This is a genomic window from Pseudomonas sp. Choline-02u-1 (assembly GCF_002836515.1).
GTDB lineage: Bacteria > Pseudomonadota > Gammaproteobacteria > Pseudomonadales > Pseudomonadaceae > Aquipseudomonas.
On the sequence record NZ_PJBC01000064.1, the window covers coordinates 105181 to 126321 of the forward strand.

At 62.3% G+C, this 21141-nt stretch carries 22 protein-coding genes; 10 read left to right on the forward strand and 12 right to left on the reverse strand.

Features of this window, described 5'->3' with window-relative positions:
- Positions 1 to 95: 95 nt before the first annotated feature.
- From CXF97_RS21095 to nrdR, 9 genes are all read right to left on the reverse strand, one after another.
- A complete protein-coding gene (locus CXF97_RS21095) occupies positions 96 to 833 on the reverse strand; it encodes an ABC transporter substrate-binding protein (RefSeq protein WP_101160707.1) in 738 nt (245 codons plus the stop codon).
- Between the two features lie 25 nt (positions 834 to 858).
- Positions 859 to 1362 carry a phosphatidylglycerophosphatase A gene (locus tag CXF97_RS21100; RefSeq protein WP_101160709.1) on the reverse strand — a complete coding sequence of 168 codons (504 nt, stop codon included), beginning with the start codon at positions 1360 to 1362 and terminating at the stop codon, positions 859 to 861.
- Positions 1359 to 2324, reverse strand: a complete 966-nt coding sequence (gene thiL / locus CXF97_RS21105; RefSeq protein ID WP_101160712.1) for a thiamine-phosphate kinase — start codon at positions 2322 to 2324, stop codon at positions 1359 to 1361. The genes CXF97_RS21100 and thiL overlap by 4 nt, the downstream gene beginning before the upstream one ends.
- Positions 2325 to 2351: 27 nt before the next feature.
- A complete protein-coding gene (gene nusB, locus CXF97_RS21110; protein WP_024014489.1) occupies positions 2352 to 2852 on the reverse strand; it encodes a transcription antitermination factor NusB in 501 nt (166 codons plus the stop codon).
- A complete protein-coding gene (gene ribE, locus CXF97_RS21115) occupies positions 2849 to 3325 on the reverse strand; it encodes a 6,7-dimethyl-8-ribityllumazine synthase (RefSeq protein WP_003228649.1) in 477 nt (158 codons plus the stop codon). The genes nusB and ribE overlap by 4 nt, the downstream gene beginning before the upstream one ends.
- A gap of 91 nt (positions 3326 to 3416) precedes the next feature.
- Positions 3417 to 4508: a bifunctional 3,4-dihydroxy-2-butanone-4-phosphate synthase/GTP cyclohydrolase II gene (ribBA, locus tag CXF97_RS21120; RefSeq protein WP_039761895.1), complete on the reverse strand. Its 1092-nt coding sequence runs from the start codon at positions 4506 to 4508 to the stop codon at positions 3417 to 3419.
- Positions 4509 to 4529: 21 nt separating this feature from the next.
- Positions 4530 to 5192 (reverse strand): riboflavin synthase, encoded by a 663-nt coding sequence (locus CXF97_RS21125; protein ID WP_101160715.1) that lies wholly within the window; start codon positions 5190 to 5192, stop codon positions 4530 to 4532.
- Positions 5193 to 5239: 47 nt separating this feature from the next.
- Complete coding sequence (gene ribD / locus CXF97_RS21130) at positions 5240 to 6373, reverse strand: bifunctional diaminohydroxyphosphoribosylaminopyrimidine deaminase/5-amino-6-(5-phosphoribosylamino)uracil reductase RibD (RefSeq protein WP_101160718.1); 1134 nt, start codon at positions 6371 to 6373, stop codon at positions 5240 to 5242.
- Positions 6370 to 6834 carry a transcriptional regulator NrdR gene (nrdR, locus tag CXF97_RS21135; RefSeq protein WP_007910946.1) on the reverse strand — a complete coding sequence of 155 codons (465 nt, stop codon included), beginning with the start codon at positions 6832 to 6834 and terminating at the stop codon, positions 6370 to 6372. The genes ribD and nrdR overlap by 4 nt, the downstream gene beginning before the upstream one ends.
- Before the next feature lie 128 nt (positions 6835 to 6962).
- Between nrdR and CXF97_RS21140 the strand changes: the two genes are divergently transcribed.
- From CXF97_RS21140 to trxA, 3 genes are all read left to right on the forward strand, one after another.
- On the forward strand, positions 6963 to 7427 hold the full coding sequence (locus CXF97_RS21140; RefSeq protein ID WP_101160804.1) for a YbaY family lipoprotein: 465 nt from the start codon (positions 6963 to 6965) through the stop codon (positions 7425 to 7427).
- Complete coding sequence (locus tag CXF97_RS21145) at positions 7424 to 8080, forward strand: methyltransferase (RefSeq protein WP_101160721.1); 657 nt, start codon at positions 7424 to 7426, stop codon at positions 8078 to 8080. Before CXF97_RS21140 ends, CXF97_RS21145 begins: the two co-directional genes overlap by 4 nt.
- A gap of 181 nt (positions 8081 to 8261) precedes the next feature.
- Positions 8262 to 9134 (forward strand): thioredoxin, encoded by an 873-nt coding sequence (gene trxA, locus CXF97_RS21150; protein ID WP_101160723.1) that lies wholly within the window; start codon positions 8262 to 8264, stop codon positions 9132 to 9134.
- A gap of 4 nt (positions 9135 to 9138) precedes the next feature.
- Here the strand turns inward: trxA and CXF97_RS21155 are convergent, their stop codons facing one another.
- Positions 9139 to 9498, reverse strand: coding sequence for a hypothetical protein (locus CXF97_RS21155; RefSeq protein ID WP_101160727.1), 360 nt, complete (start codon positions 9496 to 9498; stop codon positions 9139 to 9141).
- Positions 9499 to 9626: 128 nt separating this feature from the next.
- On the opposite strand from CXF97_RS21155, the gene CXF97_RS21160 reads away from it, so the two are divergent.
- From CXF97_RS21160 to CXF97_RS21190, 6 genes are all read left to right on the forward strand, one after another.
- Positions 9627 to 10193, forward strand: a complete 567-nt coding sequence (locus tag CXF97_RS21160) for a hypothetical protein (RefSeq protein WP_024014498.1) — start codon at positions 9627 to 9629, stop codon at positions 10191 to 10193.
- Between the two features lie 155 nt (positions 10194 to 10348).
- A complete protein-coding gene (locus CXF97_RS21165; protein ID WP_101160730.1) occupies positions 10349 to 10942 on the forward strand; it encodes a DUF2796 domain-containing protein in 594 nt (197 codons plus the stop codon).
- Positions 10943 to 11069: 127 nt separating this feature from the next.
- Positions 11070 to 11780 (forward strand): ABC transporter ATP-binding protein, encoded by a 711-nt coding sequence (locus CXF97_RS21175; RefSeq protein ID WP_101160733.1) that lies wholly within the window; start codon positions 11070 to 11072, stop codon positions 11778 to 11780.
- Position 11781: 1 nt separating this feature from the next.
- Entirely contained in the window at positions 11782 to 13047 is a 1266-nt protein-coding gene (locus CXF97_RS21180; RefSeq protein ID WP_101160735.1) for an ABC transporter permease, read from the forward strand.
- Positions 13048 to 13058: 11 nt separating this feature from the next.
- Positions 13059 to 13577 (forward strand): DUF3299 domain-containing protein, encoded by a 519-nt coding sequence (locus CXF97_RS21185; RefSeq protein WP_101160806.1) that lies wholly within the window; start codon positions 13059 to 13061, stop codon positions 13575 to 13577.
- A 221-nt stretch (positions 13578 to 13798) separates the two neighbouring features.
- Entirely contained in the window at positions 13799 to 14497 is a 699-nt protein-coding gene (locus CXF97_RS21190; RefSeq protein ID WP_101160738.1) for an OmpW family protein, read from the forward strand.
- A gap of 184 nt (positions 14498 to 14681) precedes the next feature.
- On the opposite strand, the gene CXF97_RS21195 is transcribed toward CXF97_RS21190, so the two are convergent.
- Positions 14682 to 15614, reverse strand: a complete 933-nt coding sequence (locus CXF97_RS21195; RefSeq protein WP_101160741.1) for an NAD-dependent epimerase/dehydratase family protein — start codon at positions 15612 to 15614, stop codon at positions 14682 to 14684.
- Positions 15607 to 16491, reverse strand: coding sequence for a sugar nucleotide-binding protein (locus CXF97_RS21200; RefSeq protein WP_101160744.1), 885 nt, complete (start codon positions 16489 to 16491; stop codon positions 15607 to 15609). Before CXF97_RS21200 ends, CXF97_RS21195 begins: the two co-directional genes overlap by 8 nt.
- 296 nt (positions 16492 to 16787) lie before the next feature.
- Between CXF97_RS21200 and CXF97_RS21205 the strand changes: the two genes are divergently transcribed.
- A complete protein-coding gene (locus CXF97_RS21205) occupies positions 16788 to 21074 on the forward strand; it encodes a DEAD/DEAH box helicase (protein WP_101160746.1) in 4287 nt (1428 codons plus the stop codon).
- Positions 21075 to 21141: the final 67 nt, after the last annotated feature.

Genomic DNA, 21141 nt, shown 5'->3' on the forward strand with positions numbered 1-21141 from the left:
AGGCTGCGATCTTTTGATCTTGATCTACAAGCAGCAGATCAAAAGATCGCAGCCTCGTTGCACTCGTCAGCTCCTACAGGGATTTGTGTTGGGCTTCAGTTCGGGTTGAACGGGTACGGCTGCTGCCACTTCTCGAAGATCGGCTGTAGCTCCCCGCTCTTGACCAGTTCCGTCATGCGCCGGTCATACAGCGCCATCAACGCGCGAGCCTGTGGGGTATCGGCGAAACCGAGAAACAGCGGCAGTTCAGCCAGATGCGAATAACGGTACTGCGCCGGATCCGCCGCATCGCGCACCACGGCTTGAACCTCGGTCAGCGCGTCGATGTAGTAATCGGCCCGTCCCTGCTTGAGCATCAGCAAAATACCGGTACGCCGCTCGATCTGATTGAAGCGCTTGATGTTCGGCAGGTAGTTTTCGTAGCGGTAGCCGCGCACCCAGGCCAGGCGGTATTTACCCAAATTCGCCTGGGTCGGCGCCGGACTGCTGGCCAGGCCCAATGCGTAGACGTGATCGGAATCGAAATTCCACTGCGGGTACACCAAGTGCTCGGCTTCGTTGCGGTAGGAGCCGACCTGCGCGTCGATTTCCTTCAACTGCGCCAACCCGATGGAACGGGTGTACGGCACGGTGCGAATGTCCAACTTGACCCCGGCCGGCTCGAAGACTTTGCGCAACACGTCCCAGGCCAGACCGTGGCCATCGGCGGCGGTGTAATTTTCCCAGTCTTCGCTGGCCAGATGGATGACCGCAGGCGTCGGCGCGGCCACCTGCGCATGGGCAACGGTGCCCAGCAGAGCGAAAACCAGCAGCGCCAACCCGCGTCGCAGCATCCGTTATTTCCTCACTTGAGACGAATCAGGCGAATACCCAAACCAGCCCTTGCATCGCCAGCCAGGCGAACACTCCGGCCAGCACGTCGTCGAGCATGATGCCGACGCCGCCATGCACGTGCTTGTCGATCCAGCGGATCGGCCACGGCTTGAGAATATCGAAGAAGCGGAACATCAGAAAACCCGCGAGCAGCCAGTACCAGCCTTCCGGCACCAGCCACAGGGTGATCCACATCCCGACCATTTCGTCCCAGACGATGCCTTCGTGGTCATGCACACGCAAATCGTCAGCGACTTTGCCGCACAGCCAGAAGCCGAACAGCATGGTGATGCCCAGCATCAGCCAGTAGCCCCAGTCGGGCAGCATCTGCCACAACGGAATGAACGGCAGCGCCACCAGCGAGCCCCACGTGCCCGGTGCCTTGGGCAAGGTGCCGGAGCCGAAGCCGAACGCGAGAAAATGCCACGGATTGCGCCAGACCGAAGGAGGCACGAATTCGGCAGGGACCTGTTTCGGGTGATCTGTCACGGTGTCTCCTGAAAATGTTGGTAGCCGCGAATTAGCGGGGTGATGTCGCGCCCGTCGCGGTCCAGCAGCGCCACGCCCTGGCCGTCGCTGACCCGGCCGATCACATGGATCGACCAGCCGTCAGCCAACAGCGCCGGCAACTCGGCGGACGGCAAGGTGAAAGCCAGCACGTAATCATCGCCGCCGCTCAGTGCCGCGCGCTCGGCACCGCGTTGCCCGAGAAACGCCACTAAAGCATCCGACAACGGTACGCGCTCGCGTTCAATCTCAAGTCGCACCTTCGACGCCAGCGCGATATGCCCGCAATCGGCCAGCAGACCGTCGGAGATGTCCAGCGCAGCCGTGGCCTTGCCGCGCAGGGCCTGACCGAGCGCCAGTTGCGGTTGCGGTGACCAGTAATGATCAAGCAGCACCTGGCCGATGTCGGGCGCCGCATCACGCTGCCCCAGCACCAGCGGCAAGGCGCCGGCCGCATTGCCCAGTTCGCCGCCGACGCAAAGCAGATCGCCGGGCTGCGCGCCGCTGCGGGTCAACGCCTGGCCGGCCGGTACGCGGCCGAATACGGTGACGGTCAGGCTCAGCGGCCCGCGCGTGGTGTCGCCACCGACCAGCGCCACGCCGCAGCTTTGCGCCATGCGGTTCAGACCACGGGCATAGGCTTGCAGCCAATCGGCAGTCACCGTCGGCAAGGTCAGGGCAAGGGTAAAGGCAACGGGCGCAGCGCCCATGGCGGCCAGATCGCTGACCGCCACGGCCAGCGAGCGCTGACCGAGCAGAAACGGATCGCAGGGGTCGGCGAAATGCACGCCGGCCACCAGCGTATCGGTGGAAACCGCCAGCTGTTCGCCAGCGGGAACCGCCAGCAAGGCGCAGTCGTCACCGATCCCCAGAGCAACGCCTTCGCCGCCCTGCGCACAAGGCGCGGCGGCGAAGAAATTGCGGATCAGCTCAAACTCGCCCATGGCCGAGAAAAAGTGTTCAAGCGCCGATCAGCGCTTGAACGCCTTCACTTCAGCTTCACGCAGGCGCGGGGCCAGCTTGTCGAGCACGCCGTTGACGAACTTGTGGCCGTCGGTCGAACCGAACACTTTGGCCAGCTCGATACCTTCGTTGATGACCACGCGGTACGGCACGTCGACGCGCTTGAGCAGTTCCCAGGTCGACAGGCGCAGAACCGCCAGTTCAACCGGGTCCAGCTCTTCGATCGCCAGATCCAGGCAAGGCGTCAGGGCGGTGTCGATTTCGGTCTTGAACTGCGGAACCCCGTGAAGGATTTCGCGGAAGTAGGCGCCGTCGACATCGGTGAAATCGTTATCCACGCGAAACTGCGCTTCGATCTCGTTCAGCGATTGCCGGGCCATGTGCCACTGGTACAGCGCTTGAGTCGCGAGCTGACGGGCTTCGCGACGCTTGGCGCTTTTCGACGGCTTGCCGGCATCCGCAGGTTTCGGATCGCGCGGGTTGAAACGATCGCTTTCGTCGCTAATCACTTGGCCTCCAACTGCGCCAGCAGGCTGACCATTTCCAGAGCGGACAGGGCAGCTTCGGCACCTTTGTTACCGGCTTTGGTGCCGGAACGTTCGATGGCTTGCTCAATGGAATCGACGGTCAGCACGCCAAACGCGACCGGTACGCCGAATTCCATGGAGACCTGAGCCAGGCCTTTGGTGCACTCGCCCGCCACGTATTCGAAGTGCGGAGTACCGCCACGAATGACCGCGCCGAGGGCGATGATCGCTGCGAACTCGCCTTTCTGCGCGACTTTCTGCGCAACCAGCGGGATTTCGAAGGCGCCCGGTGCGCGGATGATGGTGATGTCGCTTTCGCTCACGCCGTGGCGAACCAGGGCATCAACGGCACCGCTGACCAGGCTTTCAACCACGAAGCTGTTGAAGCGGCCCACTACCAGAGCGTAGCGGCCTTTGGGGGCGATGAAGGTACCTTCGATGGTCTTCAGGGTCATTCGTCAGTTCTCTTAAAGAGCCGGGACGCGTCTGCTACGCGTCCCTCAGTGATTTGTTTGCCGCGAATCGGAGTCCGGAAACAGCCGGTCATTATTCGGAGGGCACGTATTCTACAACTTCCAGATCGAAACCGGATATCGCATTGAATTTCATTGGTGCCGACATCAAGCGCATTTTGCGCACACCGAGGTCTCGCAGGATCTGCGAACCGGCACCGACGATGCTGTAAGTGGTCGGCTTTTTCGGCGCTGCCTGCTCACCGGTTTCACGGATATGCGCCAGCAGCACGTCGCCATCGAGCGGGTGACCGAGCAGCAGCACTACACCGCTGCCGGCCTCGGCGACCGCAGCCATGGCGGCGCGCAGGCTCCAGCGGCCCGGTTGCTTGACCATCAGCAGGTCGCGCAGCGGGTCCATGTTGTGCACGCGAACCAGCGTCGGCTCTTCGGCGCAAACAGTGCCCAGGGTCAGTGCCATGTGCACGTCGCCTTCCACCGAATCACGATAGGTCACCAGGTTGAATTGGCCCAGTTCGCTGTCCAGCGGCTGCTCGGCAATCCGCTGAACGGTACGTTCGTGGATCATCCGATAGTGGATCAGGTCGGCGATGGTGCCGATCTTGATGTTGTGTTCGGCGGCGAACGCTTCGAGTTCAGCGCGACGGGACATGGTGCCGTCGTCATTCATCACCTCGCAGATCACCCCGCTCGGCTCAAAACCGGCCATGCGCGCCAGGTCGCAAGCGGCTTCGGTGTGGCCGGCGCGAGCGAGGGTACCGCCGGCCTGGGCCATCAGCGGGAAGATGTGGCCCGGGCTGACGATGTCTTCGGCCTTGGCGTCTTTAGCGGCAGCCGCTTGCACGGTGCGCGCGCGATCGGCGGCGGAGATGCCGGTGGTCACGCCTTCGGCAGCTTCGATCGAAACGGTGAACTTGGTGCCGAAACCGGAACCGTTGCGCGGCGCCATCAGCGGCAGCTTCAGCAGTTCACAACGCTCGCGGCTCATCGGCATGCAGATCAGGCCACGGGCGTGCTTGGCCATGAAGTTGATGTGTTCGGCCTGGCAGCACTCGGCGGCCATGATCAGGTCGCCTTCGTTCTCGCGGTCTTCGTCATCCATGAGGATGACCATCTTGCCTTGGCGGATGTCTTCAACCAGTTCTTCGATGCTATTGAGCGCCACAAGGCACCCCCTTCTCTTGAATTATTTGAGGTAGCCGTTTTGGGCCAGAAAGCTTTCGGTGATGGTGCTGCCGGCGGTCTTTTCTGCAGCCTTGTCACCCAGCAGTAGACGTTCCAGATAACGCGCCAGCAGGTCGACTTCCAGATTCACCCGGCGGCCCGGTTTGTACGAAGCCATGATGGTTTCGCTGAGGGTGTGCGGAATAATCGTCAGCATGAATTCGGCGCCATCGACTTCGTTCACGGTCAGGCTGGTGCCGTCCACGGTGATCGAGCCTTTGTGGGCGATGTACTTGGCGAGCTCTTTCGGTGCGCGGATGCGAAATTCCACAGCGCGGGCATTGTCGCTACGCGATACCACTTCGCCGACGCCATCGACGTGACCGCTGACCAGATGCCCGCCGAGGCGAGTGGTCGGTGTCAGGGCTTTTTCCAGATTGACCGGGCTGCCGCTTTTCAGGTCATTCATGGCGGTGCAATCGAGCGTTTCGCGGCTGACGTCGGCAGCAAAACCATTGCCCGGCAACTCGACGGCGGTCAGGCAAACGCCGTTGACCGCAATGCTGTCACCCAGTTTGACGTCGCTCAGGTCGAGCTTGCCGGTGTCGACGTGCACCCGCACATCACCGCCCTTTGGGGTCAGTGCGCGGATACTGCCGATGGATTCGATGATGCCGGTGAACATGGGGTTCTCCTTGAGAACGGGGCCAGGGCTAACGCAATGGCCGGGAATTATACGCGGGCTGAAGGGACAGGAATCGCAGTGACTCGCCAGTCATCGCCCACCGCGCGGATTTCAGTGATTTTCAGTTCCGGCGCATCTTTCATCTGCGCCAGCGGCCAGTCGAGCAGCGGACGCGCCGTTGAGCCAAGGAACTTGCCGGCAATGAAGATCACGAATTCGTCGACCAGACCCAGTTGCGCAAAGGCCCCGGCCAGTCGCGGACCGGCCTCGACCAACACCTCGTTGGTGCCACGGCTGGCCAGTTCGATAAGTAATTGATGCAGGTCGACCTGGCCGTCTTCACCCGGCACGATCAGGCATTCCGGGCCGTTGGCGTATTGCTCCTCGACGGCGACACAGGTGGCGACCAGCGCCGGCCCGGCCTTGAAGAATGGCGCATCCAGCGGCACCCGCAGGCGGCCATCGATCAACACGCGCAATGGCGGGCGACTCATGGCCAGCGCAGTTTGCTCGCTGTCGAGACCGAGTTCGTCCGCGCGTACGGTCAAGCGTGCGCCATCAGCCAACACCGTGTCGGCGCCGGTCAGCACTACTGCCGTCTCAGCGCGCAAACGCTGTACCGCAGAACGCGCCGCCGGGCCGGTGATCCATTGGCTCTCGCCGCTTTCCATCGCCGTGCGCCCGTCGAGGCTCATGGCCAACTTGACCCGCACGAACGGCAAGCCATGTTCCATGCGCTTCAGAAAACCTTGATTGAGCTTGCGTGCTTCAGCCTCCAGCACACCACTTTCGGTGGCAATACCAGCCTCGGTCAGGCGCTGCAAACCGCGCCCGGCGACCTGCGGATTGGGATCGCGCATCGCCGCCACGACCCGGGCAACGCCAGCGGTCACCAAGGCATCGGCGCACGGCGGGGTACGCCCGTGGTGGCTGCAAGGTTCGAGGGTGACATACGCCGTGGCGCCCCGGGCCTGCGTGCCAGCGGCGCGCAGGGCGTGGACTTCGGCATGGGGCTCGCCGGCGCGCTCATGCCAGCCTTCGCCGACAATCTGCCCGTCACGCACCACCACGCAACCGACCCGAGGATTGGGATGGGTGGTGTAGTGACCTTTGCGCGCCAGTTCCAGCGCGCGGGCCATGAAATGCGCGTCGAGGATCGCCTGCTCGGCGGCGGTGGTCATTCTTTCACCGGTTCGCGGGCGAGGCGGTCGATCTCTTCGCGGAACTCATTGAGATCCTGAAAGCGCTTGTACACCGAGGCAAAACGGATGTAGGCGACTTCATCGAGCTTTTGCAACTCGGCCATCACCAATTCGCCGACCACGAGGGACTTGACCTCGCGCTCGCCGGTGGCGCGCAGCTTGTGCTTGATGTGGACCAGAGAGGATTCGAGGCGCTCGACGCTGACAGGACGTTTCTCCAGCGCGCGCTGCATGCCGGCGCGCAATTTTTCTTCGTCGAACGGTTGGCGGCTGCCGTCGGTTTTGATCAGGCGCGGCAACACCAGTTCGGCCGTCTCGAACGTCGTGAAACGTTCGCCGCAGGCCAGGCATTCACGCCGGCGGCGCACCTGTTCGCCCTCGGCGACCAGACGCGAGTCGATGACCTTGGTGTCGTTGGCACCGCAGAAGGGACAGTGCATGGTGGCTGGCAACAAAAAATGGGAGGGCCATGGTAGCGCATCCCCGTGGCAAGACAAGCCATAGGCTTTGCGGTATACAGAACGGCATGATCGTCTGATCCATGGAATTCATTCTGCCGGAGCCTCCAATGCCGTTACGTCCGCTCGTTCTGCTCAGTCTTTTCAGCCTGCTGGTGGCCTGTGGCAGCGACGCACCCAAGCCGCAACCGCCGACGCCAGGTCCTGCGCCGCAGCAGGCGCAGAAAAAAGCCAAAGAGGCCGCCGAACTCGGCCCGCTGCCAGCCCATCAGCGCGAACTGAGCGGCACCCTGCAAGGCGTGCCCGCTGGCGCCGAAGTCGAACTGGCGCTGCTGGTGATCGACACAAAGGATCGCCCGCAACAGCTGCTCGCCAGTTCCAGCCTGATCGGCAACAACCAGGTCCTGCCGTTTCATCTGCGCTTCAACCCCGAAGCGTTTCCGGTCGGCGCGCGAGTTGAGCTGCGCGGTCGCGCCAGCCAGTCCGGGCAACTGATTCTGCATCTGCCGTCGCAGACGATCACTCAACCGACCACTCAGGCTCTGGGCCAGCTGCAATTTGTCAAAGCACCATGAAGGCACCGCTCGACCTGCAGCAGGCTTTGGGGGAATTGCTCGGCGACGCCAGACTCAAAGCCTGCACGCTGCCCGGCACCGATTTGCAGTTGTGGTTGATCGACGGCGACAACATGGCCCGCGAATTCAGCCAGGAAGAGACCCAACGCATCCTGCACGAGCCACCCTATTGGAGTTTTTGCTGGGCCAGCGGCTTGGCCGTGGCGCGTTACCTGGCTGAGTGTCCCGAGTGGGTGCGCGGCAAGCGCGTGCTGGATTTCGGCGCCGGCTCGGGGATTGCCGGGATCGCGGCGGTGAAGGCCGGAGCGCTGGAAGTGGTGGCCTGCGATCTCGATCCGCTGGCGATTGCCGCGTGCCGGGCGAATGCCGAGCTCAACGATGTGCAGATGAGTTATTCGACGGATTTCTTTGCCGAGGCCGATCGCTTCGATCTGATTCTGGTCGCCGACGTCCTGTACGACCGCGCCAACCTGCCGCTGCTCGATGCGTTTCTCAGTCGAGGCCGCGAGGCGCTGGTGGCGGATTCGCGGGTTCGGGATTTTCGTCACCCGTTGTATGAGCGAATTGAAATGCTCGAGGCGATGACCTTGCCGGATCTGGCCGAGCCGGAAGAGTTTCGGCATGTGAGCCTTTACCACGCCCCCCGCGCATGATCGTTCCCACGCTCTGCGTGGGAATGCAGCCCGGGACGCTCCGCGTCCCTTCGTACGGCGTAACGCAGAGCGTCACCGGAGGCATTCCCACGCGGAGCATGGGAACGATCAGTGTTACAGCTTTCAGCAGCCCCTCGCGAAGCTTTATAGTGAGCCCATCCACGCTTTTACGAGATCCTCCATGAGTCAGCAAACGCCGTACATCTTCGACGCCACGACTGCCGATTTCGACCAGTCAGTGATCGAAGCCTCCTTCAACAAACCGGTGCTGGTGGATTTCTGGGCCAAGTGGTGTGCGCCGTGCAAGGCGCTGATGCCGATGCTGCAAGGCATTGCCGAGAGCTATCAAGGCGAGTTGCTGCTGGCCAAGGTCAATTGCGACGTCGAGCAGGACATCGTCGCCCGCTTCGGCATTCGCAGCCTGCCGACCGTGGTGCTGTTCAAGGACGGGCAACCGGTCGACGGTTTCGCCGGCGCACAACCGGAGTCCGCCGTGCGCGCCCTGCTTGAACCGCATGTGCAGATGCCCCCGCCGGCCGCTGCCGACCCGTTCGAACAGGCTCAGGCGATGTTCGACGACGGTCACTTCGCCGAGGCCGAAGCGGCGCTGGTCGCCCTGCTCAATGAAGACAACACCAACGCCAAAGCGCTGATCCTTTATGCCCGTTGCCTGACCGAGCGCGGTGAGCTGGGCGAAGCGCAAACTGTGCTCGACGCGGTCAAGAGCGATGAACACAAAGCCGCACTGGCCGGTGCCAAAGCGCAGATCCACTTCCTCGGCCTCGCCCGCGACCTACCGGACGCCGCCGACCTGAAAAGCCGCCTGGCGCAAAATCCTCAGGATGATGAAGCGGTGTACCAACTGGCGATCCAGCAACTGGCGCGCCAGCAGTACGACGCGGCCCTGGACGCCCTGCTCAAACTGTTCATCCGCAACCGCAGCTACGGCGAAGGGTTGCCACACAAGACTCTGCTGCAAGTGTTCGAACTGCTGGGCAATGATCATCCGTTGGTGACGGCTTACCGTCGCAAAGTGTTTGCGGCGCTGTATTAAGGCCTTACCCGATCCAGCTATAGAGCGGCGTATCCCCGCCGCTCGCCACCTTCACTTCGGAACTGTGGCGTAAACGCACGAGCAAACGCTTGCCCGCCGCCGCACTGCCGGTCAGCGCTTCCAGTTGCTCGAGCAGATCCGGCCCACTGAGCTGGCCGGCCTTGCGCAACAAGTCTTTGGCCACCTGCCACAGCGCATCATCCTGATTCACCGGCTTCGCCGCCGAAGCCGACGCCACTGTCTCAGACTGCGCAACCGGCGCCTGCCCGCTTAACGCGGAACCCAGCCTCGCCCAATCGCTGTCATCCAGCTCCACCGTCAAATCCACCGGCACCTCGCCGACCATTCCGCGTATCCGCAACATCGAGTTCGCTCCCGCACTTTTCTGACCTGCATGCTCCCATGGGACTTGTGCAACGCCAAGTAAAGTCGTCCAGTGTGGCGGTTATCGAGCATTCATCTAGAGTGTTCTTTTTCTCACAGCACCATGTAATGAAACGCCCTTATTCGCTCCTCCTCATAATTCCGTTTTTGCTCATCGTGGCATGGCGCATCTGGTTGCCTGCCGATCTTTCGGCTTGTCCCGCTGATGGGGAAACTGCAGGTCCACTGACCCTTGTCATTCGTGATTACTTTGAGCGCAATAGCCGGACCGACTGGCGAGACATGGATGATCGTTTCGACATACTTTCAACCCCCGAAGGCCAGAGCATAGCGAGTCAACCGAATTCACACACTTGCGAAGCATTGCGGGTACTGCAGAGTCCGGCGTTCAGTCAGAGTGAAAAAATCTTCACCATGGCACTGATGTTCAGACTGCCAATCGACCAGTACATGGCCCTGATGGATCGCAGTCATCAACTCTACACGCAGGGCAAAATGGATAAGGAGGTGCTGACTCTGGTGGTATTTCCGCGCGGAACAGCCATCAACTACTGGTGGCTTCCGGCTTGGCGACAGCGTTTCAGTCGCGATGCCCCGAGCGTGCTCGACGCAAATCTGATCAACGATGTTCTTTCGGGACACTATTGGTTCGACTATCCCGGCGCAGGCTTCTGATTCTGCAAGCATGACATCCAATCCCAGCACCGCCCGCGAACTCATCCCGGGCGGTGCTTAGCCACGTCTTGCGCAATCTCAAGCGCACGGGCACACTCTGCGCACTTTCGTTATAAGATTACATAACAACCTTTTCATTTTTCTCGGAGTCCGTCATGCGTCGTCTGTTGCTCGCTTTGCCGTTTGCCCTGTTGCCGCTGGCCGCTGCCCATGCGGTTGATGAGCACGATCACGATCATGAGCACGGCAGCCTCGGCGCTCACGAACATGGTGTGGGTCGGCTGAACGCCGCGCTCGATGGTCAGACCCTGGAGCTTGAGCTGGAAAGCCCGGCGATGAATCTGGTGGGTTTTGAACACGCCGCGACGTCCGATACCGACAAGGCCAAAGTCGCTGCCGCTCGTGCGCAACTGGAAAAACCATTGGCCCTGTTCAGTCTGCCCGCTGCGGCCGGTTGCAAGGTGGTCAGCCAGGAACTGGAAAGCCCGCTGTTCGGCGACAAGCCGGATGCCGACGATCACGACGAAGATGAAGCGGACAAGGACGGTCACGAGCATCACCACGACCACAGCGAAATCCATGCGCATTACCAGTTCAACTGCGCCGCACCGGGGGCGCTGAACACGCTGGATCTGGCGAACATCTTCAAGACCTTCCCGGCGACGCAGAAGATTCAGGTACAACTGATCAGCGCCAGCGGCCAGCAAGGCGCGGAAGTGACGGCGAAATCGGCTGCGCTGAAATTCTGAAGCGAATGAAGATCCCCTGTAGGAGCTGCCGAAGGCTGCGATCTTTTGATTGTGCAGATCAAGATCAAAAGATCGCAGCCTTCGGCAGCTCCTACAGAGATCCGTGTCCAACCATGAAATCGGCGCCATGACCCAAGCACTCATCGAACTCGCAAACCTGGGCTTCAACTGGCCCGGTCACCCGCCGCTGCTGGACATCCCGGCGTTTCGTCTGGAAGCCGGCGAAACCCTGTTCCTCAAAGGCCCCAGCGGCAGCGGCAAGACCACTCTGCTCGGCTTGCTTGGCGGGGTGCAGAAGCCGGGCCGTGGCAGCATTCGCCTGCTCGGCCAGGAACTGACCGAGCTCTCCGCCGGTGCTCGCGACACCTTTCGTGTCGATCACACCGGCTACATTTTCCAGCAATTCAATCTGTTGCCGTTTCTTTCGGTGCGCGAGAACGTCGAACTGCCCTGTCATTTTTCGAAACTGCGCGCCCAGCGAGCGAAACAGCGTCACGGCAGTGTCGACCAGGCCGCCGCGACCTTGCTCGCCCATTTGGGTTTGAAGGACGAAAGCATCCTCAGCCGGCGCGCCGATTCATTGTCGATCGGCCAGCAACAACGGGTCGCCGCCGCGCGCGCACTGATCGGCCAACCGGAACTGGTGATCGCCGACGAACCGACGTCAGCGCTGGATTACGACGCCCGCGAGAATTTCATTCGGCTGTTGTTCGCCGAGTGCCGCGAGGCCGGGTCGAGTCTGTTGTTCGTCAGCCATGACCAGAGCCTGGCGCCGCTGTTCGATCGTCACCTGTCCCTGGCCGAACTCAATCGCGCCGCTACGTCTGCCGAGGTTTGAGATGTATCTGTTTCGTCTGGCCATGGCCAGCCTGGCCAATCGCCGTTTCACCGCGTTGCTCACCGCGTTCGCCATCGCTTTATCAGTGTGCTTGCTGCTGGCGGTCGAGCGCGTGCGCACCGAAGCCAAAGCCAGTTTCGCCAGCACCATCAGCGGCACCGACTTGATTGTCGGCGCGCGCTCCGGTTCGGTAAACCTGCTGTTGTACTCGGTGTTTCGCATCGGCAATGCCACTAACAACATTCGCTGGGACAGCTTTGAACATTTCGCCAGCAACCCGAAAGTGAAGTGGGCGATCCCGATGTCCCTCGGCGATTCCCATCGCGGTTATCGCGTGATGGGCACCACCGAAGCCTACTTCGAGCACTACCAGTACGGTCGCCGGCAGCACTTGGCGCTGGCCGACGGACGTGCGTTTGCGACAGATCCGTTCGAAGTGGTGCTCGGCGCCGAAGTGGCCGAAGCCCTGCACTACAAGCTCGGCGACAAATTGGTACTGGCCCACGGCGTGGCGGCGATCAGCCTGGTCAAGCACGACGACAAACCGTTCACCGTGGTCGGCATCCTGCAGCGCACCGGCACGCCGGTGGACCGCACGCTGCACATCAGCCTCGGCGGCATGGAAGCGATTCACATCGATTGGCACAACGGTGTACCGGCGCGCGGCAACGGGCGGATCAGCGCTGATCAGGCGCGCAACATGGACCTGACGCCGCAAGCGATCACCGCGTTCATGCTCGGCCTCAACAGCAAGATTTCCACCTTCGCCCTGCAACGCGACATCAACGAATACCGGGGCGAGCCGATGCTGGCGATTCTGCCGGGCGTGGCCTTGCAGGAATTGTGGAGCCTGATGAGCACCGCTGAAAAAGCGCTGTTCGTGGTCTCGCTGTTCGTCGTGCTGACCGGGTTGATCGGTATGCTCACGGCAATTCTCACCAGCCTCAACGAGCGCCGCCGCGAGATGGCGATTCTGCGTTCGGTGGGCGCGCGACCGTGGCACATCGCAAGTCTGCTGCTGCTGGAAGCCTTTGCTTTGGCGCTGACCGGGGTGATTGCCGGGCTCGCGTTGCTGTACATCGGCATCGCCGCTGCGCAAGGTTACGTGCAGGCCAATTACGGCTTGTACCTGCCGCTGGCATGGCCGAGCGAGTATGAATGGACGCTGCTCGGTGGCATTCTGGCGGCCGCGCTGCTGATGGGCAGCGTGCCGGCCTGGCGCGCGTATCGCCAATCAGTGGCCGATGGCCTGTCGATCCGTTTATGAGGATGTTCACCATGCCCCGCGCCCTGCTAGCGCTGCTGATGCTGGTCGCCCTGCCCGTGTGGGCAGCGGCGCCGAAAGACCTGACCTGGTCGGAAATGATCCCGCCGGACGCCGCGCCGGAAGTACCCAACATGACCCCGCTGCACGACCTGTCGAAGATGGGCGACGCACTTTCCGCCGAGTCCGCACCGGCGGCCAGGCAAGACATGCCGAATGCGCCGGTGGTGAAGAGCCTCGACGGGCAGAACATTCGCCTGCCCGGTTACATCGTGCCGCTGGAAGTCAGCGAAGAGGGGCGCACCACGGACTTTTTGCTGGTGCCGTATTTCGGCGCCTGCATCCACGTACCGCCACCGCCGTCGAACCAGATCGTCCATGTGAAAAGCGAACTGGGCGTGAAGCTTGATGAGCTGTATCAGCCTTACTGGGTTGAGGGGCCGTTGCAGGTGAAAGCCTCGAGCAGTGAACTGGCCGATGCCGGGTATCAGATGGAGGCGGACAAGATTTATGCGTACGAATTGCCGGAGTAAGGCCCGGTAGTTTTGTGTTGTTTGTCCTATAGCCTTCGCGAGCAAGCCCGCTCCCACATTTGCAACGCATTCCCCTGTGGGAGCGGGCTTGCTCGCGAAAGGGCCAGCACAGACACCGCAAAAATCCGGGGTTTCACTGTTTCATTGAGCTGAGTCAAAACACCGTAGCAGACGGCTTCGTACCCTAGGACATCGAATTTTTATGTCCTTTCGGAGCCCCCATGAACAAGTCCTTGCTCAGCGCCTCGCTGTTTGCCCTCGCGCTCTCAGCCCCGCTCGCCCACGCTCACGAGGCAGGCGATATTCTCGTGCGCGCCGGCGCGATCACCGTCAACCCGAAGGCCGACAGCTCCAGCGTCAAGGTCGATCAGGGTCCGCTGAGCGGCACCAATCTGGGCGGCAAGGCGACCATGAGCAGCGACACCCAGCTGGGTCTGAACTTCGCCTACATGCTCACCAACAACATCGGTATCGAATTGCTGGCCGCCACGCCGTTCGAGCATGACGTCAAGCTCAAGGGCACCGCGCTGCCCGCCGCCAATGGCAAGCTCGGCACCCTGAAACACTTGCCGCCGACTCTCAGCGTCGTCTACTACCCGCTGGATTCGAAATCGGCCTTCCAGCCCTACGTCGGTGGGGGCATCAACTACACCTGGATCTACGACGAGCACGTCGGCAGCGAAGCCAGCGCCAACGGTTTCAGCAACTTCAAGGCGAAAAATTCCTGGGGTCTGGCGTGGCAGGTCGGCGCCGATTACATGATCACCGACAACATCATGCTCAACGCCCAAGTGCGTTACATCGACATCGACACCCGCGCGACCGTCGAGAACAACGCCGTCGCACCGGGCACCCGTGCACGGGTGAATGTGGACGTCGATCCGTTCATCTACATGGTCGGTCTGGGCTACAAGTTCTAAGCCGGTTTTTTACCGAACGTTCACGTGGTGGTGAGTGAGGCTGAGTGGCGGGCAGACGCAGAACTGACGACGACCGTACGCAGTCGATCGGGGGACAACATTCCCTCGCCACAGGGATAGCGATATTCCGGCCGTGAAAAAGGCGCCTGATGATGGGCGCCTTTTTCATGTCCGAAAGCTTGTTTCATCCGCGCCCGAGCAAGCGCGCCAAGCCCACACTCATCGGCGTCTGCGGCGGCATTTCAAAGCGCTGCAACAAGCGTCGGTTATCGGCTCGCGAATGGCGGATATCCCCCGAACGTGCCGGCGCGTAGCTCACGGGCGGCAGTTCACCGACCACCGATTTCAATGCTTCGAGCATCTGCTTCAGGCTCATCGCCTGGTTCCAGCCAACGTTGACCGCCCCTTCCTGCACCTCGGGCTTTTCCAGCGCCTGCACCAGCAAATCGACCAGATCACCGACATACAGAAAATCGCGGGTCTGCTCGCCATCGCCAAACACGGTGATCGGCAAACCTTTCGAGGCGCGTTCGCTGAAGATGCTGATCACTCCGGAATACGGCGAGGACGGATCCTGACGTGGACCGAAAATGTTGAAGAAGCGGAAAATCGCCGGCTCCAGGCCATGCTGGCGGCGGTAGAAATCGAAGTACTGCTCACCGGCCAGTTTGTCCGAGGCATAGGGTGTCAGCGGTGCTTTTGGCGTGTCTTCATCAATCGACTCACCCTCGCCATTGTTGCCGTACACCGCCGCGCTGGAGGCATACACCACACGTTTGACCCCGGCCAGGCGCATGGCTTCGCAGACATTCAAAGTGCCGATGAAATTGCTCTGGTGGGTTTTCACCGGATCATCCACCGAGGCCTGCACCGAGGCCACCGCCGCCAGATGCGCAACAGCGTTGCAACCTTGCATGGCGCGGGCAACCAGTGCGGCATCGGCGACATCACCGACCACCAGTTCAACCTTTGGATTGTCCAACGGCAGGTTGCTGCGCTTGCCGGTCGACAGGTCGTCGAGCACGCGCACCGAATAGCCCTTGGCGAGCAAGGCATCGGTCAGGTGCGAACCGATGAATCCGGCGCCGCCCGTGATTAAAACCTTTGCTTCAGCCATGTCGGTAGAACCTGTCCAGTAGGCTCGGGAGCGCAGCACGCCAGGCACGCGGCTTGATCCCGAAAGTGTGGAGAATTTTCTTGCAGGCCAGCACCGCATGTTGCGGTTCCTCGGCGGCGTCCGGGCGCGCGGCGTGCGCCTGCGCGGTCGGTGCTTCGATCGCCAGCGGATGCAGACTGCGTGCTTCGGTGAGAATCGCCTGGCCCAGCGCCAGCGGCGTGGTCGCTTCATGGCCGGCGTAGTGATAGGTGCCCCAGAGCGGCGCGGCGCAGTCGAGTTGTTTGAGCACCGAGATGATCACGCGTGCGGCATCGTCGACCGGGGTTGGATTACCGCGACGGTCATCGGCCAGCAGCAACTCTTCGGGTTTTTCCGCGCGGGCGAGGAAGCGCCCGAGAGTGCCGTCCGCACTGTCGTCGAGCAGCCAGCCAAAACGCAGCAATACATGTTGCGGGCAGGTTGCGCGCACGCTTTGCTCGATGCGCCACAAGGCCTGACCGCGCAGGCCCAACGGCACCGGTTCGTCTTTTTCGCTGTAGGCCGTGGCCCGCGAACCGTCGAACACGCGATAGCTCGACGGCTGCACGAGGACAATGTTGTGGTGCTGGCACAGTTCGGCCAGACGCTCGATGGCGCGCTCCTGGCCAGTCATGCGGCTTTCGCTGACGCTCTCGGCCTGGAACCAGTCGAAATAGTAGGCGAGGTTGATCAACGCATCGGGACGGGTGTCGTCGAGCAATTGTGTGAGGCTCGCGGCATCCCAGCCATTTTCGGGCGGGCGGGGGGCAAGAAAACCGATGTCTTCTTCCGCACCGAGGCGAATCAGCGCCTGCCCAAGGGCATTTCCGCCGCCCAGTAACATAAGGCGCATTCGCATAGAGTCAGCAGGCCCAGTCTGATTGGAACGATGGCTTTAGCGACGGATCTCGTGGAACCGTCGTCGATAATTGCCGGAATCGTTGCATTTTGCGGGTTTAGTGCGCAACCGTCATCCGCAAAGTGTGTATCGCCAGGATTTGTGTTGTGGCAATTGCCCCCTTCGCGAGCAAGCTCGCTCCCACATGGGCACGCGGTCAACTGTGGGAGCGAGTTTGCTCGCGAGGGGCACTGCCAGACAGCCGAGATCCCCAGCGGTACTTGCATCTTCCCGCCCCCGCCCGCATAACTTCAGTCATGAATCTGCCCCTCCCCGCCAACAGCGCTCTGGCCGGCTTTCACCCCGCCGTCAGCGCCTGGTTCAGCCACACGTTCCCGGCGGTCACAGCTGCCCAGGCCCGTGCGTGGCCGCTGATCCGCCAGCGCCGTTCGACGCTGATTGCCGCGCCCACCGGCTCGGGCAAGACCCTGACGGCGTTCCTCGCCGTGCTCGATGAGCTTGTCCACCGCGGCCTCGAACACCCCGACGGTCTGCCCGCCGAAACCCTGGTGGTTTACGTCTCACCGTTGAAAGCACTGTCCAATGACATCCAGATCAACCTGCAGAATCCGCTGGCCGGCATCACCGAACAACTGCGCCAACTGGGTCTGCCCGAGCTGCAGATCACTACGGCCGTGCGCACCGGCGATACCCCGCAGAAAGACCGCGCCGCCATGCGCAAGACCGCACCGCACATTCTGGTGACCACTCCGGAATCGCTGTACGTGCTGCTCGGTTCCGAGTCAGGCCGTAAGATGCTCGGCACCACGCGCACGGTGATCATCGACGAAATCCACGCCATGGCCGCCGGCAAGCGCGGCAGTCACCTGTCCTTGAGCCTTGAGCGCCTGCAAGCCTTGTGCAGCGAACCGCTGACCCGAATCGGCCTGTCCGCCACACAGAAACCGGTCGAAGCCGTGGCGCAATTTCTCGTCGGCCATGAGCGCCCCTGCGAGATCGTCGACATCGGCCACGCCCGCCCGCGAGACCTGGGCATCGAAGTGCCGCCGGTGCCGTTGTCGGCGGTGATGGCCACCGATGTCTGGGGATTGGTTTATGACCGTCTCGCCGAACTTGCTCGCGAGCACCGCACCACGCTGATTTTCGTCAACACCCGGCGCCTCGCCGAGCGCCTCAGCCGGCATCTGAGCGAACGCCTCGGCAAGCACGCGGTGGCGGCGCACCACGGCAGTCTCGCCAAGGAGTTTCGCCTCGATGCGGAACAACGGCTCAAGCGCGGCGAGCTGCAAGTGCTGATCGCCACCGCGTCGCTGGAACTGGGCATCGATATCGGTGAAGTCGACCTGGTCTGCCAGATCAGTTCGCCGCGTTCGATCGCCGCGTTTCTGCAAAGAGTGGGTCGCTCCGGACACCAGGTCGGCGGCACGCCCAAGGGGCGTTTGTTCGCCACCACCCGCGACGACCTGATCGAGTGCGCCGCCCTGCTCGACTGCGTGCGTCGGGGCGAGCTCGATACGCTGCACATTCCGGAAAAACCGCTGGACGTGCTGGCGCAGCAGATCATTGCCGAGGTCAGTTGCCAGGAATGGTCGGAAGACGCCTTGCTGGCGATGTTCCGCCAAGCGTGGCCGTATCGCGACCTCAATGAAAAACACTATCAGGCCCTGCTGAGCATGCTCGCCGAAGGCTACAACGGGCGCCAGGGCATCCGCAGCGCCTACCTGCATCGCGACGCCGTCAGCCGCACGTTGCGTGGGCGGCGTGGCGCGCAACTGACCGCCGTGACCAGTGGCGGCACCATCCCGGACAACGCCGACTACAGCGTGCTGCTTGAACCGCAGGGTTTGAACATCGGCAGCGTCAACGAAGATTTCGCCGTGGAAAGTATCGCTGGCGATGTGTTCCAGCTCGGCAATACCTCTTACCGCATCCTGCGGGTGGAAAGTGGCAAGGTGCGCGTCGAGGATGCGCAGGGCATGCCGCCGACCATTCCATTCTGGCTCGGCGAAGCGCCGGGGCGCAGTGATGAACTGTCGGCGGCCGTCGCGCGCCTGCAAGCGCAGTTGGACGAATTGCTCAGCGCCAGCCCCGGGAATCTGCAACCGGCGCTCGACTGGCTGACCGCCACACTCGGCCTCAACCTCGCCAGCGCCGAGCAACTGGTCGAATATCTGGCGCGCGCACGGCAAACCCTCGGCGCCCTGCCCTCGCAGGACACGCTGTTGATGGAGCGGTTTTTCGACGAGTCCGGTGGCACCCAACTGATCATCCACACGCCGTTCGGCAGCCGCATCAACCGCGCCTGGGGCCTGGCCCTGCGCAAGCGTTTCTGCCGCACCTTCAACTTCGAGCTGCAGGCCGCTGCCAGCGAAGACGCGATCGTCTTGTCGCTCTCGACCAGTCACAGTTTCGAGCTCGATGAAGTCTGGCGTTACCTGCACAGCAACAGCGCTGAACACACGCTCATTCAAGCGGTGCTTGATGCGCCGTTGTTCGGCGTGCGCTGGCGCTGGAATGCCGGGGTGGCGCTGGCGTTGCCGCGCTTCACCGGCGGGCGCAAAGTCGCTCCGCAACTGCAACGGATGAAAAGCGAAGACCTGATCGCCAGTGTGTTTCCCGACCAGATCGCCTGCCTGGAAAACCTCGCCGGCGAGCGCGAAGTCCCCGAGCATCCGCTGGTCGAACAAACCCTCGACGATTGCCTGCACGAAGCGATGGACAGCGAAGGCTGGCTGACCCTGCTGCGGCGCATGGAGCGTGGCGAGGTGCGCCTGATCGCGCGGGATTTGCCTGCGCCGTCGCCACTGGCGGCGGAAATTCTCAGCGCCCGGCCGTACACGTTTCTCGACGACGCGCCGCTTGAAGAACGTCGCACCCAAGCGGTGATCAACCGACGCTGGAGCGATCCGCAATCGACCGACGACCTCGGTGCGCTCGATGCCGACGCGATCACGGCGGTGCGCGAAGAAGCGTGGCCGTCGCCCAATTCGATGGATGAAATGCACGAAGCGCTGATGAGCCTCGCCTGCATCAGCGACACCGAGGCGCAGGCCAACGCGGGTTGGCCGGACTGGCTGCAAACGCTGATGACCGGCGGGCGTGCTTGCCTGTTACAGGTCGACGCTGAGCATCAGTTATGGCTGGCGCGCGAGCGTTTGAGTTGTCTGCGGGCACTTTATCCACAGGCCACATTGCAGACTGCAGCGGTAGAGCTGCCCGGTTTCGACGAAACGTGGACATTCGATGAAGCCCTGCTCGAAGTGATCCGCGCCCGGCTCGGCGCCTTCGGGCCAATCCCGTTGTCCGCCATCGCCGAGTCGCTTGCTTTGCCAGCCGCGCAGGTCAATCAGTCCCTCGCGCAGTTGGAGCGTGAAGGCTATGTGTTGCGCGGCCAGTTCACGCCGCACAGCGAAATCGAAGAATGGTGCGAACGCCATCTGCTGGCGCGTATTCATCGCTACACGGTCAAGCGCCTGCGCCGGGAAATCGAACCGGTGGCATTGCAGGACTTCATGCGTTTCCTGTTCGACTGGCAGCATCTGACGCCGGCCACCCAAGGTCAGGGCAGCGCGGTGTTGCCGGCGATTGTCGGCCAGTTCGAAGGCTACCCGGCCGCAGCTTCGGCGTGGGACAGCGACATCCTGCCGGCCCGCCTCAAGGACTATTCGCCGAGCTGGCTGGACGAACTGTGCCGCAACGGCAAACTGGTGTGGACGCGCATCAATGCGCGGCAGAAGGTCAGCGGCTCGGCATTGCGCAGTACACCGATTGTGCTGCTGCCGCGTAGCCAGGTGGGTTTGTGGAGCGCATTGGCGGAACAGACGCCAGTGAGTGAGTTATCGCCCAAAACACAGAAAGTTTTTGAGGCGCTGAGTCAGCAGGGTGCGCTGTTTTTCGATGAGCTGATTCATGAAGCGCGCCTGCTGCGCAGCGAACTGGAAATCGCCTTGCAGGAACTGGTCGCCGCCGGGCTGGTGAACGCCGACAGCTTTGCCGGCCTGCGCGCACTGATCACGCCGGCGAGCAAACGCCAACAGCGCAGCAGTCGGCGTGGACGCGGCGCGTTCATCGGCGGCATGGACGATGCCGGGCGTTGGGCTTTACTGCGCCGTGGAACAACCGTGGACGCGGCCGAGACACTCGAACATGTGGCCATGACTCTGCTGCGCCGCTACGGCGTAGTGTTCTGGCGTTTGCTGGAGCGTGAAGCCGACTGGTTGCCGAGCTGGCGGGAATTACTGCGCACCTTCCATCGACTGGAAGCGCGAGGCGAGATTCGTGGCGGGCGGTTTGTCAGTGGCCTGGCCGGGGAGCAATTTGCCTTGCCCGAAGCCATTCCCTTGCTGCGCGAAGTACGCCGTCGCCCGCAGGACGGCAGCCTGGTGGCGGTATGCGGGGTCGATCCGCTGAATCTGGCCGGGACTTTGCTGCCCGGGGCAAAGGTGCCGGCGCTGGCGAGTAATCGGCTGGTGTATCGCGATGGGGTTCCGGTGGCGGCGGTGATCGCCGGCAAACAGCAGGTTTGGGCGGATCTGGATCAGGCGGCCATGGAGCAGACAGGCAGGAAATTGATCCGCCATTGAGGGTGTCTGCTCAGGCCACTTCGCGGGCAAGCGTGCTCCCACAGGGTTCTGCGGCGTACACAAAACC